The sequence below is a fragment of the Oceanicaulis sp. genome (genome assembly GCA_040112665.1).
GTDB lineage: Bacteria > Pseudomonadota > Alphaproteobacteria > Caulobacterales > Maricaulaceae > Oceanicaulis.
Genome location: CP157796.1, coordinates 2942763 through 2957382, shown reverse-complemented (window position 1 = coordinate 2957382; position 14620 = coordinate 2942763). Strand labels below are relative to the sequence as shown.

The following is a 14620-nucleotide window of genomic DNA, read 5'->3' as shown; positions in this document are numbered from 1 at the left end:
GACGCCAAGCCCTAGGCCGCGTCGGTGGCCTTTTCCGCGTCCTCGGGCGATTTCACGCCTTCGCCCTTACTCTCGTCGGGCCCGTTCAGGGCCTCCTGCTCGGCGAGCCAGCGTTCGGCCTCCAGCGCCGCCATGCAGCCCATGCCCGCCGCCGTGACCGCCTGGCGGTACTTGTCGTCTGTGACGTCGCCCGCGGCGAAGACCCCCGCGATCGAGGTCGCGGTGGAGTCCGGCGCGGTGACGAGATAGTCGCCGGTCTTGGTCTCCAGCTGGTCCTTGAACAATTCGGTCGCCGGCGCATGGCCGATCGCCACGAACACCCCGTCGGCGGGCCGTTCGCTGATCTCACCGGTCTCGACATTCTTCAGTTTCACGCCGGTCACCGATTTGATCGGCTTCTCCTCGCCGGTGACTTCTTCGAGCACCGAGTTCCAGACCACTTCGACCTTGGGGTGCTTGAAGAGCCTGTCCTGCATGATCTTTTCCGCACGCAGCTCGTCGCGGCGATGCACCAGGGTGACCTTTTTGGCGAAGTTCGTCAGGAACAGCGCTTCTTCGACCGCGGTGTTGCCGCCGCCGATCACGAAGACCTCCTTGTCGCGATAGAAAAAGCCGTCGCAGGTGGCGCAGGCCGACACCCCGAAGCCCTGGAATTTCTGCTCGCTTTCAAGGCCCAGCCATTTCGCGCTCGCTCCCGTCGCGATCACCACGGCGTCGGCGGTGTACGTGGTCCCGGAGTCGCCCTTCATGTTGAAGGGGCGCTTTGAGAAGTCCGCTTCGACGACGAGATCGTCGGCGAATTCGGTGCCGACATGTTCGGCCTGGGCGCGCATCTGCTCCATCAGCCAGGGGCCTTGGATGACGTCGGCGAAGCCCGGGTAGTTCTCCACGTCGGTGGTGATGGTCAGCTGGCCGCCCGGCTGCATGCCCGAGATCAGAAGCGGCTTGAGCATGGCGCGTGCGGCGTAGATGGCGGCGGTGTAGCCGGCCGCGCCCGATCCGATGATGACGAGCTTGGCGTGACGGGTCTCGGCCATGGCGGTGGTCCTTCGCTGGGTCTGCGGCGGCGCGGGGGTGCGCATCAAAGCGCGAGTCGCGCCGTAGGGTCAGGGTTTGGTACGCCGCTACACCTCGCGCTTTGCGTCGAGGATTTCAAGCACGCGCCGCGCCGCACGTTCGGTCTCGGAAAGCGGCGGGTAGGCGAAATCATAAAGCGACCCCAGCCAGGGCCGCAGCGCGCCATGGCCTTCAAGCCCGGCGTAGAGATCACGGAACTTGCCCGGATCGCCGTCCACCGCCAGCCGCCAGACCGGTTTTCCGGTGCTCGCCGCTTCGGTGAGCATGTTGGTGCTGTCCTCGGTCACGAAGACATGATCAGCGCCGCCCAGAAAGGCGAAATACGGGTTCGGCCCGTCGCCCTCGTGCAGCCAGACGCCGTCCATCCGGCCGTAGCGGCGCGAGATTTCGGCCGCGAGGTCGGGCGGGGTGCGCCGGCTCGCGGTGATCATCAACGACAGGCCGAGCCTGCGGATCTGCTCGATCCGGTCCAGAAGATCGGCGCAGGCGCCTTTGGAAAACCGATGATGCTTGCTGTCGCCGCCGATGAGGATCGCCGCACGCGGACCGGGCAGGGCGGCCAGCCGGTCGGCGAACACGCTGCAGCCCTCCGCGAGGCGGTCGGTTGTGATCCGGTTGGGCGAGCCCAGGATCGGCAGAACGTTCGGGCCGGTCAGACGGTCATGGCGGGGCGGTACGATCAGGTCGAACAGGCGATGCTCGGCGCGCGGATCCTGGACATAGACGAACACTGCGCCGCGATAGGCCTTGCGATGGGCCTGCGCGGCGCGCACCGCGGCTCTGCCGCAGCCGATCCAGAAATCGGGCGCGATCTCGCCAGGGTCGGGCAGGGCGCCGCCGCGCGCGAGGTGGATCGGCAGGATCCGTACAGCCCGCTCCCGCCCGATCGCCTCGGCCAGGCCCAGAGCCTGGTTCTCGATGCCGCGGCGGCCGTCGGTGACCACGAAACAGGACAGTTCGCTCATGCCCGCCATCGTCCCCGCCTCGCCGCGCGGGTCAAGCGATGCAGGCGGCGCGATCGACCTATACCCCGAACCGGACGTTCCCTTGCAGGAAAGCGAAAACGCCGGGGCGAACCGCCCCGGCGTTTTTGTGTGCTGAACAGGCGGCCCGCGCCGCTACTTCCACTCGACCTTCAGGATCTCGTAGCTCTTCACGCCGCCGGGCGCGTTCACTTCGACCACGTCGCCGGCCTCCTTGTTGATCAGCGCGCGCGCGATCGGGGAGGAGAGCGAGATCTTGCCCGACTTCACGTCGGCCTCGTCGTCGCCGACGATCTTGTAGGTGCTCTCGTTTTCCGTGTCCTCGTCGAGCACGGTGACGGTCGCGCCGAACTTCACCTGCTCGCCGCCCATCTTGGAGGTGTCGATCACCTGGGCGCGGGCGAGCTTGTCCTCGAGCTCCTGCACGCGGCCCTCGATCCAGCCCTGGCGTTCCTTGGCGGCGTGATACTCGGCGTTTTCGCTCAAATCGCCGTGCTCGCGCGCCTCGGCGATCGCCTGGATCACCTGGGGCCGCTCCACGGATTTCAAGTGCTTAAGTTCTTCGTCGAGCGCCTTGTGGCCCTCGACGGTCATGGGAATCTTTTGCATGGATGTTTCTGTTTCTCGCGTCCTAATCACGCTTTTACGCCCGGCCTTCGGATTGGTTTCAGCCGGACGCCGAACCTCCACGATATGACTGGAGCGAGCGCGGTTCAAGCTGGCCTGCGTCAATCGCCGCGATGGACTTGATCGCGGCGCGTGCGGCGCTGGCCGTGGTGTAGCAGGGCACGCGCAATTCCAGCGCCGTGCGGCGGATCGAATAGCTGTCCAGAAGCGAGCGCTGGCCTTCCGTAGTGTTGAACACCAGCTGCACCTCGCCGTTCTTGATCGCGTCCACGATATGGGGCCGGCCTTCGAAGACCTTGTTGACCTTGCGCACCTTCACGCCCGCATCGGCCAGGGTCTGGGCGGTGCCGCCGGTGGCCAGCAGCTCGAAGCCGAGCTCGGTCAGCTTCCGGCAGGGCTCGATCATCGCCGCCTTGTCGGAGTCCTTCAGCGAAACGAACACCGCCCCGGTGCGCGGCAGGTTCACGCCTGCGCCCAGCTGCGCCTTGGCGAAGGCGCTTTCAAACCGGGTGTCGATGCCCATCACCTCGCCGGTCGAGCGCATCTCCGGCCCGAGCACGGGGTCGACGCCGGGGAACTTGGCGAAGGGCATGACCGCCTCCTTCACCGCGATATGGCCGGGCTCGTCGGGCGGGGTGTGGATGTCCTTGAGTTTCGCGCCGGCCATCACCTTGGCGGCGATCTTGGCGACCGGCGCGCCGATGGCCTTGGCGACGAAGGGCACGGTGCGGCTGGCGCGCGGATTGACCTCGAGAAGGAAGATCTCGCCGTCCTTGACCGCGAACTGCACGTTCATCAGCCCCTTCACCTTGATGGCGCGGGCGAGCGCCTCGGTCTCGCGGCGCAGCTCCTCGACGGTTTCGGGCGGCAGCGAATGGGGCGGCAGCGAGCAGGCGCTGTCGCCCGAATGCACGCCGGCCTCTTCGATGTGCTCCATGACGCCGGCGATCCAGACCTCGTCGCCGTCGCAGACCGCGTCGACATCGACTTCCGCGGCGTCGTTGAGATAGCGGTCGAGCAGAAGCGGCGCCTTGCCTGAAACATGGACCGCCTCGCGGATATAGCGTTCGAAGCTTTCCTGCTCGCGCACGATCTCCATCCCGCGCCCGCCCAGAACGTGGCTGGGACGCAGCACAAGCGGGAAGCCGAGCTGTTTCGCCGCGACCGCCGCTTCGGCCTCGGACCGGGCGATGGCGTTGGGCGGCTGTTTGAGTTCAAGCTCGTCGAGCAGCGCCTTGAAGCGCTCGCGGTCCTCGGCGAGATCGATCGCGTCGGGGCTTGTGCCCAGGATCGGCACGCCGGCGGCCTCGAGATCGCCGGCGAGCTTCAGCGGGGTCTGCCCGCCGTACTGGACGACAACGCCCAAAAGCTCGCCCTTGGAGCGCTCGACCTCGATCAGCTCGATCACGTCCTCGACGGTGAGGGGTTCGAAATAGAGCCGGTCGGCGGTGTCGTAGTCGGTTGAGACGGTCTCGGGATTGCAGTTCACCATCACCGATTCCACGCCCATCTCCTCGAAGGCGAAGGCGGCGTGGCAGCAGCAGTAATCGAACTCGATCCCCTGGCCGATCCGGTTCGGACCGCCGCCCAGGATGATCGCCTTCTTCCGGTCGGACGGCTGGCTCTCGCAATCCCCGCCCGGCTCGTAGCTGGAATACATGTACGGCGTGGCGGCCTCGAATTCGGCCGCGCAGGTGTCCACCCGCTTGAAGACCGGCCGCACGCCCAGCCGCCAGCGCAGGGCGCGCACGGCCTCCTCGTCGGTCTTTGCGAGCCTGGCCAGACGGGCGTCTGCAAAGCCCATGGCTTTCAGCGCTCGCAGCTCGTCTGCGTCCTGGGGCAGGCCCATCATGCGGACCTGCTCCTCGGCGGCGACGATCTCCTCGATCTGGCGAAGGAACCAGGGCTCGTAGGAACACGCGGCGTGCACGTCCTCGACCGTCAGCCCTTCGCGGAAGGCCTGGGCGATGACGCGCAGACGATCCGGCGTGGGCTGGGCGAGGGCGGCCATGACCGCGGTGCGGCGCCCCGACTGGTCCTCGGCGATGTCCAGCCCTTCGATCGCGATCTCGTCGAAACCGCTGAGGCCGGTCTCGAGGCTTCTGAGCGCCTTCTGCACGGACTCCGCGAAGGTGCGGCCCATGGCCATCGCTTCGCCGACCGACTTCATCGAGGTGGTCAGGCTGGCTTTGGCGCCGGGGTATTTCTCGAAGGCGAAGCGCGGGATCTTCGTGACGACATAATCGATCGCCGGCTCGAAGCTCGCCGGCGTGGCGCCGCCGGTGATGTCGTTGTCGATCTCGTCGAGCGTGTAGCCGACCGCGAGCTTGGCGGCGACCTTGGCGATCGGAAAGCCGGTGGCTTTCGAAGCCAGAGCCGACGAGCGCGACACGCGCGGGTTCATCTCGATGACGACCATGCGCCCGTCGGCGGGATTGACCGCGAACTGCACGTTCGAGCCGCCGGTCTCCACCCCGATCTCGCGCAGCACCGCGATCGAGGCGGTGCGCATGCGCTGGTATTCCTTGTCGGTGAGGGTGAGGGCGGGCGCGACGGTGATCGAGTCGCCGGTATGCACGCCCATCGGGTCCACGTTCTCGATCGAGCAGATGATGATGCAGTTGTCGTTGCGATCGCGAACGACCTCCATCTCGTACTCTTTCCAGCCGAGCACGCTCTCCTCGATCAGCACCTCGTTGACCGGGGAATTATAGAGGCCCGAAGCGACGATCTCGCGGAATTCCTCGACATTGTAGGCGATGCCGCCGCCGGTGCCGCCGAGCGTGAAGCTGGGGCGGATCACGGCGGGCAGGCCGAGTTCCTGAAGCACCTCTTCGGCTTCGGCCATGGAATGCACGGTGCGCGAGATCGGGCTTTCAAGGCCGATCGAGTCCATCGCGTTCCTGAACCGCTCGCGGTTCTCCGCCTTGTCGATGACGTCGGCTTTCGCGCCGATCATCTCCACCCCGAACGTGTCGAGAATGCCGCGCCGTTCGAGTTCGAGCGCGCAGTTCAGCGCCGTCTGCCCGCCCATGGTGGGCAGCAGCGCGTCGGGGCGCTCTTTCTCGATCACCTTGGCGACCATGTCGGGGGTGATCGGCTCCACGTAAGTGGCGTCGGCCAGGCCCGGATCGGTCATGATCGTCGCAGGGTTGGAGTTCACCAGGATCACCCGGTAGCCCTCCTCCTTGAGCGCCTTGACCGCCTGCACGCCCGAATAGTCGAACTCGCAGGCCTGCCCGATCACGATGGGGCCCGCGCCGATGATCAGGATGGAGGAAATGTCGGTGCGCTTGGGCATGGCGGGCTCTCTTGACCGGGCGCGCGCGAAGGCCCGTCCGCGGGAATCTCCCCGCGGGGGCGGACGCACGTCGATGAACGCTGAAACCCGTCCTTAACGCGTGCGGAGGGGTTTGGCGAGGGGAGAGTGAACCTCGATCACGCCCGCATCAGATCGAACCCGATCGGTGCGGGCACGCCCGCGCCCTCGTGCCGGTTGATCGCGTCGGCGTAATAGGCGGCGAGGTCCTTGTAGAGCAGGGCGCAGAGCTGATCGAGGCTGTCAGGATCGTCGGGGTGGTGTTCGAAGTCGAACCGGTCCTCGATCCGGCCGCGGATGACGTCGCCGGTCGCCTCTACGCTCAGCTTGGAGCGGATCCACCAGGTGGTGTCGGTCTCCTCGTGGCGCACCTTCACGGCGACGGCGAAGCGGATCGGCTCCAGCGTGGGATGGTCGGGATGGGCCTGGCCGAACATCTTGTCGCCCCAGTCCTTCTTGGGATCCCAGGGGCCTTTCGCAGGCACGCCGACGACATGGCCGGGCCGTGGATCGAGATACCGGTCGAAGGCTGCGATCAGCACGCGGGCGAAACTGCTCACCGCCTGATAGGCGCGGCGGGCGCGCGCTTCATAATCGAGGATCGTCTCGGCGAGCTCGTCCAGCCGCGATTTCGGCGAGGCGAGCTTTTCAAGCGTGTCCGAGCGCAAGGCGCGTTCGCGGGCGTTGGGAAACTTCACCACCACCGGCCAGGTCAGCTCGCCGTGCGCGTCCGAGATCGGCCGGGTTTCGAGATCGACGACCTCGCCTTCGCCAAATTTTGGATGCGCCACCCGGTCGCCGATCCTCAAAAGCCTCATCTGGGCCAACACCGCCTCCTGCGGCCGCTGCGCTGAGATCAACGCGGGCCCGAACACGACGTTTCACGATAGGCCGATTGAAGAGTGGAGTGTGGAATACGGGCCGATTGCCTAACGGCGCGGGGAGGTGGGCCAGGCGTCTGCCGTATCGGCCGGAAACGCCTGCGCGCCAGAACTCGGGAAGCGGGCTAGATTTGCCGCCGCAGTCGCAGCGGCCTCGTCCTTGTCGATCCGGATGGTGCCGGTGTGCCGGTCTTCGGCTAGCTTCGCGCGAACTTCGTCGATCTTCGCGTACTCGCGGTCGCGGAATAACGCGCTGCAAGTCTGCAGTTGAGCGGCGTACGCCTCCAGCGGAGCCGACTCCAGGATAATGGGACAGGCGCGCGGAAGATGTTCAGGGTCGAGCGTGAGAAGGCCGACGCCGTTTAGCCGGCGGACCGGGATATCCCTCTCGCTTTTGCTCTCCATGTCGCGGAGGATGAAATATCGACCTGAAAAGGAGACATAGTTTGGATTGTGTCGATCTGAGATTCGACGCGCAAACATTAAATGAAGCAAATTATAGCGATCGGGGCGATAGGCTCCGCCGCGATAGAAGTGGTCTGCTGTGAAAAGGAAGCATTCTACGCCCGTCTCATCGACCGCGCCGACCCATAGCACAGATCGCATTACAAATTCTGGGGTTGGTTCTGCTTCCACGTGCTTAGGTAAATACATGTAATAGGCGCGCCCGCCGTATCTGCGCTCGAGCATCTTCTGGAGCGGAGGCCGTACGACCTGTTCCCGGCAAATGTTCCAAAAGGGGTCGCGGTACGCGGTGCTTCGATCTAGCTTTGCAATGAATTGCGCTGCGGGCAGATCGAAGTCTTCTACTGTCAGACGGTCCAGAAAGTCGTATTCCTCCGACAGTCGCGCTGCGCGCTCTAGGAACCGCTTGATGACGTTCGGCGGAATGTGCTCCGTCGGACCGAGTTCCCAGTTCGTGACCGTTTCAGGCGTGCGGTCGAGAAGGGTGAACATCTCATCCTTATTTTCCAGTCTGAGACGGTTAAGGACGTGCCGGATGTTCTGATACTGGGTCTGCGCGCGTCTCGTCATCCTAACCCGCTTGATACCATTCGTTGATCTGACGAACACAGCAGCGCCAGCGCAGCTGTTAACCATAGGTCGCAAGCACTCGGGTATGGGAGTAGAAAAGTCAAGAAATTCGGCCCCTGCCCAAGAGAAATTTGGGCTTCTGCGATCTGATCCGGACGAAAAATCCGAAAACGCGCCGGAAAAATTCCTGCTCGCACGGAAGGTTTCAGAGTCTTCGCGCGATTCCCGTTAAGCTAGTTGAATGCCCCAAGCACCGGTGGGAGCTTCTAAGCGTGGCCCAGTTTGTGGAGAAGCCGGGCCACGCCGAGGAGCAAGGGAGGTTTCATATGCAACCCTCGCCCAACTTTCCGCCTGAGGACGGAAACCGCGGTCTTCTACGGGCCATCTTTCGCCTAGTCAAGTCGCTGGTCTTCGTTTTTGCTTGGTTCGGCCGCAGCCTCTACCGAATGTTGCTGCTGCTGATCGTCTCGGTGTTCGGCGTTCTTGTCGAGCCTGTTCTCTTAGGGCCGGACGGTTTCCTCTGCGCCTACGTGCCGGAAACAACGGAGCGGTTGAACATCGCACAATGCCACCGAGGCATTTTCGGCTTCCTCTTCTTGGAGTGGGAAGTGGACTAGGACCATGACTAAACGCGCCGGGGCGGAGCCCCGGCGCGTTTTTCATCCCAGCGCCAGATCGCGCCAGAGCTGGGGCTGGACGCCGGGCTGGGTGCGCACGCGGGGCGAGACCATCCACCAGGCCTTTTCCCAGGCGATCGGGATCGAGCTGGCTTCCTCAAGAAAGATGCGCTCGGCTTCGGCCAGCAGGGCGGCGCGGGCCTCGGCGTCGATCGTGCCGCGCGCTTCGCCGGTCAGGGTGTCGAAGGCGATCCGGCGCGGGCCGGTCCAGCCTGTGTTGTCCGCAAACCCGCCCTCCATGAAGGGCTGCAGCATGAAGTCCGGATCGGCCTTCATGCCTCGGTCGAACCGGCCCAGGGCGAGATCGTAATCCCCGCCGTCCACGGCCTGGTAGAGATCGAGCGGATAGGTCGCGAGAAGCCGGACCTGCACGCCGGCGCGTTGAAGATCGTCCATCATCGCGACCGCCAGCCGGTCGCGGTCGCCCGCACTGGCGCGCAACGTCACCGAGAGAGGGTTTTCAGCGCCGAACCCGGCTTCGGCGAGCAGGGTGCGGGCGGCGTCGGGATCGGCCGGTGCGGCGGGCGGCGCGTCGGGATCGGGCACGACACGGTCGGCCGGCGTCGCCTCGCCGTCGAAGAAAACGTCGTTCAGGCGCGCCCGGTCGAGCGCCAGGGACAGAGCGCGCCGCACGCGTACGTCCGACAGGCCGGGACGCGCGCAATTGACCTTCAGATACGTCAGGATCGGCGCGTCGAAGCCTTCGATCAGAGAGCCCAGCGCTTCTTTATAGAAGCCGATCTGATCGGGCGGCGGCCGGTCTGCGAGGTCGAGATCGCCGGCGCGGAAGGCGCGCGCCCGGGCGGCGGAGTCCTCGATCACCGCGATCTCGATTTCCTCGATCGTCACGCTGTCTGCCGCCGCGAAGCGCGGGTTCTTCACGAGCCTGAAGCGTTGCGCACCGCGCTCCTTGAGCAGGTAGGGGCCCGCCGAGACCCAGCCCGCCGGGTCGGTCCAGCGCTCCGGCGCGGCCTCGATCGCGTGGCGGGGCAGGGGGTAGAATTCCCGCATCAGCACCGGAAACGCGCCGACGGGACGGTCGAGTTCGAAGATCACTGTGCGTTCGTCCGGCGCGCTGACCCCGATCGCTTCGGGCGGCGCTTCGCCGCGCAGCGCCTCGCGCGCGCCGCGCACCGCGAAGAAATCGCCGAGATCGGCGAATCCGGTGCGCGGATCGACCGAGCGCTGCGCGGTCCAGACCACGTCCTCTGCGGTCAGCGGCGCGCCGTCCGACCAGACGAGTCCGGAGCGCAGCGTGAACCGCCAGCTTCGGGCGTCCTCGCTGCGCCAGGTCATGGCGAGGCCGGGCGCCAGGCCGCCTGTGGGGGAGTATTCGGTCAGCGGGGCGTGGAGTTGTTTATACAGCAGCGCGGCCGAGGCGAACTGGCCGCGGAGCGGATCGAGACTGTCGGGCTCTGAATCGATCGCGACCCTCAGAAGTCCAGACGGCGCGCCGTCGCCCCGTCCGCAAGCGGCGAGCGTCAGGGCGGCCGCGCCTGCGAGCACGCTTCTCCGCGACACCGCCTGATCGATCATGCCCCGTCCCCGAGCCTTAATCCGGCAAGAACACGAAATTGTTCACATAGCCCGGCTTCCCGGCGAGCGCGCGGTGATCGCGCTCCACATCGAGGCGCGAGCGCGCGATCAGCCGTCCGCCGCGGATCGCCAGCGTGCGGTAGCCCAACGATTCGACGAAATCGAGCTCGCCGTCGAGATCGCGGCCTGTGTGGCGCTCTTCGATCTCGACGATCATCACCGGGCGGTCCCGCGCAATCAGCCCGCGCGCGCCTTCGAGCACGGCGCGTTCATGGCCCTCGACGTCGATCTTTAGAAAGCCGGTCGGCGGGGGATCGAGATCGTCGAGCCGGGCGGTGGTCACTTCGACGCGCATATGCGCCTGATCGCCGACCTTGTCGGGGTTGAGAGATGCGCCCTGGTTGGAATACCGCCCCGCCTCGCCGGGGATCAGCAGCTCGGCCTGCCCCGCCGCATCGGACAGCGCCTCCTTGCGGCAGGCCACGCGCGGATCGGCCGCGGCCTCCAGGAAGGCGTAGAGCTTGGGGTTGGGTTCGAACGCCCAGACGGTCTCGCAGACTGCGGCCATTTCTGCGGCCCAGATGCCGCGATTGGCGCCGATATCCATCGCCGCGCGTTCGGGATCGAGCAGGAAGGGGAGCAGGCGCACGCCCGGCTCGCCCTTGCGCTTTTCGCGCGCGACGATGCGCCTGAGCTCGAGCCTCGGAGGCACGAGCGTGCGCTTGATGCGCTCTTCCAGTGTCAGCGGCGGCGGTGCGCTCGCCATGGTTCGGCCCTCGCGCCGTCAATCCGATTCAGCGCGTCAGGCTAATGCGGAGCGCGGGCGCCCGCCAGCCTGTCGCGCCGAAGCGGTCACCAGGTCGTGCGCAGCCCCATCCAGATGAGGCCTTCGTCCTCGGCCTTGGCGATATGGCCCGGATCACGCGTGAAGCGCGCCGCTATGTTGGCGCTGGTCCGCTCGCCCAGGCCGACCCGCCAGCCTGCTTCAAGCGACATTTCCCGGCCCGAAGGTGTGAGGTCCGCGCTGCGCAGCGCCCAGCCGAGCCGGTCGTCGTCATCGACCGAAACCGGGATCGAGGCCGTGATCGAGCCTGACTCCACGCGGAGCGGCTGAGACAGCGTCAGACCGAAGACGCCGCCAGCGAAGGACCGCTCGGCGCCGACGCTCCAAGCGCTCGCGGCGACATCGTCATCCAGCGTGACGAAGCGCGGCAAGGTGATGTCGGCGTCGGCATATTCGACCCGCGCAGCGCCTCGCCAGCCCGCCGGAAGCGGCCCGGACCACAGCGCTGCAGCGAAATTCGAGCGGGTCTGGTCCTGTACGCCGAAGCGTGCAGAAAAGAGCCCGCCGAGGGTGCGACGCGACTCTTCGCCGGAACCGCCTTCGACGCCGACAGCGTGCTCGCCGAAATGGTAGAGCGCGCTCGCCGCAGAGAAGGCGTCCTCGCCCGTGCCCGCCGCCCGGAAGCCGATCGACACGTCCCCGATCCTGTAACCAAGCGCGGCCCAGTCGCGCTGATCGGTCAGCCCGGCGATCGCGCCGGAAAACAGCGCCGGGCTGAGCGCGCTTTGACCCGCGCTCTCCACCGGGGAGGCGGCGGCGAAACCGCGACCGGCTTCCAGGGTCAGCCCGCCGGAGGTGAAGGAGAAGCGCACGTCCGGCGCGTCGCCATAGGTCTCGGCGGGCAGGTTTTTCAGCGCATGAAGCCGCGGCTCGGCGTAGCGCAGATTGATCTCGGCCGGGCCTGCGACTGTGCGCGAGGTTCGCGACAGCGCGCCTTCAGCGGCGGTTTCCATCGCAGATAGGCCGGAGCTTCGGATCGCGGCGGTCGGCGCTTCAGGATCCATTTTGAACGCGCGGCGATACCCGTCGCGCAGCACCGCTTCGGACAGCAGCCCCGAGCGCCACATCCAGTCGCCGGACGCACCTGAGGGCGGCATCGTCAGCAGCCCGACATCGACGGCTTCACCGGATGCGCCGCCCATTTGGACGCTCGTACTTCCCACAGGCTGGAACGCGGCCTCCAGATCGATCAGGCCGACGCCGTAGATCTGATCGGGGCCCGGATCGCCGAGGTCCTCGGCCGTATCGAATAGGATCTGCAGCGCTTCCGAGCCGGTGAGGCCTGGAAACGCCTGAATAAGCAGCGCCAGAGCGCCGGCGACATGGGGCGCGGCGAAGCTGGTGCCCGACCACAGGAAATATCGCGGATCGCCGTTTTCGGCGTCGGCGCCCGGCGAGGCGACCCGGACGCCCGGAGCGACCAGGTAGAAATTCTCCGCGCCGAGCGCGCCGTTCGAGAAGTCGGCGATCTGCTTGTTGGAATCCACCGCCCCGACCGCAACGGCGAAGCCGTTGGCGCCGAGGTCGTTCACGAAGGTCGCGGGAAACCCCGGGGTCGGATCGGGGAAGGTCTCGCCTTCGTCGGTGTTGCCGGCCGCGACCACCAGGAACACGCCCGCCTGTGCGGCGCGGCGCATCGCAGCGAAGGTCAAGGTAGCGCTGTCACGAAGCTCCGCATCACGTCCCAGCGAAAGGTTGATGACGCGCGCACCCCTGGCGACCGCTGCGTCGATCGCTTCGGCGACATCGCGGTCAGCGAAAGTGCAACCGTCTCCGCCATCAGATTCGCAGGAGCCGACTACATCGGCCCGGATTGGCAAGATGAGGCTTTCGAACGCCACGCCGTGCATCGCCCGGCTGTCCTTGTTGGCGGCGATGATGCCCGCCACGCCTGTTCCGTGACCGTCTCCCGTATCGTCGGCGCCGCGGTTTCCTGCGGTGTCCAGGCCGTCGACCAGGCGGTCCTCGAACTCCGGGTGGTCGAGATTCACCCCGGTGTCCACGACCGCCACGAGGACGCCTGCGCCGGTCGCGCCGCGGCTATAGGCGTATGACGCGTTTATGAGGGGGAGCCCCGTTCGCGGCTCGCCGGTGTCGGAGTCGCGCCAGAAATACTCCGGGGTCTCGAACGCCGAGGGCGGCTGGACGACCGGGGGAGGGGGCGGTGGCGGCGGCGGCGGAGGCGGAGGAGGAGGCGGCGGAGGAGGGGGCGGCGCCACCGGGACACCGCCGGACGCGCCGCCTCCGCCGCCGCCGCACCCGGTCACGGCCATGGCCGCGCCGACGAATACCGCCGTCAGAAGCGCTTTGCGAAGCGTCATCGATTTCCCCTCTCAGACATGCCGTCCGGCGACCGCATCGACCTTTAGGTTATCGCGGACACCTTAACGCCGGCAAACCGTCAGCGAGGGTGGCGCGCAGCCGCCTCGGCGACGAAGGAGCCGAAAACGTTGAAGCTGTCCTGCGGTCCGGGACTGGCTTCGGGGTGGTGCTGCACCGCGAAGACAGGCTTGTCGGTCAGGCGAAAGCCGCAATTCGTTCCGTCGAACAGAGAAACATGGGTCTCGATTGCGGCGGCGGGAAGGCTGTTTCTGTCGACCGCGAAGCCATGATTCATGGAGACGATCTCGACCTGGCCGGTCTCGATGTTCTTCACAGGGTGGTTCGCGCCGTGATGGCCCTGGGTCATTTTCAGCGTCTTCGCGCCGACTGCGAGGGCCAGCATCTGATGGCCCAGGCAGATCCCGAGCACCGGAACGCCGGCGTCGATCACGCCGCGAATGGTGTCGAGGGCGTATTTCCCGGTCGCGGCCGGATCGCCCGGACCGTTGGAGACGACGACGCCGGCGGGCTTCATCGCCAGCACGTCCTCAGCCGTGGCGCGCGCCGGCGCCACGGTGACGCGGGCGCCCGCGGCGACGAGGCGGCGCAGGATGTTCGCCTTCACGCCATAGTCGAGCACGACGACCAGCGGGCCGTCTTCAGGGCCTTTCGCAAACCCGTCAGGCCAGCCCCAGCCGCCCTCGGCCCACTCGCCCTTGGTGGCGCGGGACACCGCTTCGGCCAGTTCCGCGCCTTCCATCGAGGCCGCGGCGGCGGCCGTCTTCTTCAGTGCGTCGAGGTCGAGCTTGCCGTCACGGGCGTGCTGGACGGCGGCCATCGGCATGCCGTGTTCGCGAATGCGGCGGGTGATCGCACGGGTGTCCACGCCCGTGATGGCGACGATGCCGCGCGCGGCGAGCCATTCTTCAAAGCTCTGCTCGGCGCGCCAGTTGGCCGGCGGGGTGAGGCGGGCGCGGCTGACCATGCCCGTCGCGGCCTTGCGGGCGAGTTCGCTCGCGGCTTCCTCGTCCTGGCTGTTGGCGCCGGTGTTGCCCACGTGAGGGAAGGTGAAGCAGACGATCTGCCCGGCATAGGAGGGATCGGCCAGGATTTCCTGATGGCCGGTCATGGCGGTGTTGAAGCACAGCTCCCCGATCGCCGTGCCGGACGCGCCCGCGCCGTGACCGTAGAAAACCGTGCCGTCCGCGAGCGCCAGCGCGGCGGTCGCCCAGGCCGGTGCGGCCGTCTCGTCGGCGGCCGATCGGGTCTGCTCTTGATTCTCGACCGCTTCCGGCATATCTGCGCGCCTCCGATAGACA

11 protein-coding genes are annotated in these 14620 nt (G+C 66.7%); 1 reads left to right on the top strand and 10 read right to left on the bottom strand.

The genetic code is table 11. From position 1 onward, the window contains the following. Positions 1-11: 11 nt before the first annotated feature. The 6 genes from trxB to ABL308_14525 form a co-directional block, all read right to left on the bottom strand. A complete protein-coding gene (trxB, locus tag ABL308_14550) occupies positions 12-1037 on the bottom strand; it encodes a thioredoxin-disulfide reductase (protein XBQ16159.1) in 1026 nt (341 codons plus the stop codon). 87 nt (positions 1038-1124) lie between these two features. After that, the gene (locus tag ABL308_14545) at positions 1125-2042 is read right to left on the bottom strand and encodes a mitochondrial fission ELM1 family protein (protein ID XBQ16158.1); all 918 of its coding nucleotides are present in this window, start codon (positions 2040-2042) and stop codon (positions 1125-1127) included. Positions 2043-2195: 153 nt separating this feature from the next. Further along, entirely contained in the window at positions 2196-2669 is a 474-nt protein-coding gene (gene greA, locus ABL308_14540; GenBank protein ID XBQ16157.1) for a transcription elongation factor GreA, read from the bottom strand. A 58-nt stretch (positions 2670-2727) separates the two neighbouring features. Then, positions 2728-5988 (bottom strand): carbamoyl-phosphate synthase large subunit, encoded by a 3261-nt coding sequence (carB, locus tag ABL308_14535; GenBank protein XBQ16156.1) that lies wholly within the window; start codon positions 5986-5988, stop codon positions 2728-2730. Positions 5989-6125: 137 nt separating this feature from the next. Then, positions 6126-6833, bottom strand: coding sequence for a hypothetical protein (locus ABL308_14530; GenBank protein XBQ16155.1), 708 nt, complete (start codon positions 6831-6833; stop codon positions 6126-6128). 102 nt (positions 6834-6935) lie between these two features. Next, entirely contained in the window at positions 6936-7844 is a 909-nt protein-coding gene (locus tag ABL308_14525; protein ID XBQ16154.1) for a hypothetical protein, read from the bottom strand. Between the two features lie 350 nt (positions 7845-8194). On the opposite strand from ABL308_14525, the gene ABL308_14520 reads away from it, so the two are divergent. After that, complete coding sequence (locus ABL308_14520; protein ID XBQ16153.1) at positions 8195-8539, top strand: hypothetical protein; 345 nt, start codon at positions 8195-8197, stop codon at positions 8537-8539. Between the two features lie 42 nt (positions 8540-8581). Here ABL308_14520 and ABL308_14515 read toward each other — a convergent pair whose 3' ends face one another. From ABL308_14515 to carA, 4 genes are all read right to left on the bottom strand, one after another. Then, a complete protein-coding gene (locus tag ABL308_14515) occupies positions 8582-10135 on the bottom strand; it encodes a peptide ABC transporter substrate-binding protein (GenBank protein ID XBQ16152.1) in 1554 nt (517 codons plus the stop codon). A gap of 16 nt (positions 10136-10151) precedes the next feature. After that, the gene (locus ABL308_14510; GenBank protein ID XBQ16151.1) at positions 10152-10901 is read right to left on the bottom strand and encodes an FkbM family methyltransferase; all 750 of its coding nucleotides are present in this window, start codon (positions 10899-10901) and stop codon (positions 10152-10154) included. A gap of 86 nt (positions 10902-10987) precedes the next feature. Continuing rightward, positions 10988-13252 carry a S8 family peptidase gene (locus tag ABL308_14505; GenBank protein ID XBQ17747.1) on the bottom strand — a complete coding sequence of 755 codons (2265 nt, stop codon included), beginning with the start codon at positions 13250-13252 and terminating at the stop codon, positions 10988-10990. Positions 13253-13380: 128 nt separating this feature from the next. Then, positions 13381-14598, bottom strand: a complete 1218-nt coding sequence (gene carA / locus ABL308_14500) for a glutamine-hydrolyzing carbamoyl-phosphate synthase small subunit (GenBank protein ID XBQ16150.1) — start codon at positions 14596-14598, stop codon at positions 13381-13383. Between the last annotated feature and the right edge of the window lie 22 nt (positions 14599-14620).

Coding starts and splice junctions, on each gene's coding strand:
- ABL308_14525 (XBQ16154.1), bottom strand. CDS start 7,844: ATGTTCACCCTTCTCGACCGCACGCCTGAAACGGTCACGAACTGGGAA.
- ABL308_14510 (XBQ16151.1), bottom strand. CDS start 10,901: ATGGCGAGCGCACCGCCGCCGCTGACACTGGAAGAGCGCATCAAGCGC.
- trxB (XBQ16159.1), bottom strand. CDS start 1,037: ATGGCCGAGACCCGTCACGCCAAGCTCGTCATCATCGGATCGGGCGCG.
- carA (XBQ16150.1), bottom strand. CDS start 14,598: ATGCCGGAAGCGGTCGAGAATCAAGAGCAGACCCGATCGGCCGCCGAC.
- ABL308_14545 (XBQ16158.1), bottom strand. CDS start 2,042: ATGAGCGAACTGTCCTGTTTCGTGGTCACCGACGGCCGCCGCGGCATC.
- ABL308_14505 (XBQ17747.1), bottom strand. CDS start 13,252: ATGGCCGTGACCGGGTGCGGCGGCGGCGGAGGCGGCGCGTCCGGCGGT.
- ABL308_14515 (XBQ16152.1), bottom strand. CDS start 10,135: ATGATCGATCAGGCGGTGTCGCGGAGAAGCGTGCTCGCAGGCGCGGCC.
- greA (XBQ16157.1), bottom strand. CDS start 2,669: ATGCAAAAGATTCCCATGACCGTCGAGGGCCACAAGGCGCTCGACGAA.
- carB (XBQ16156.1), bottom strand. CDS start 5,988: ATGCCCAAGCGCACCGACATTTCCTCCATCCTGATCATCGGCGCGGGC.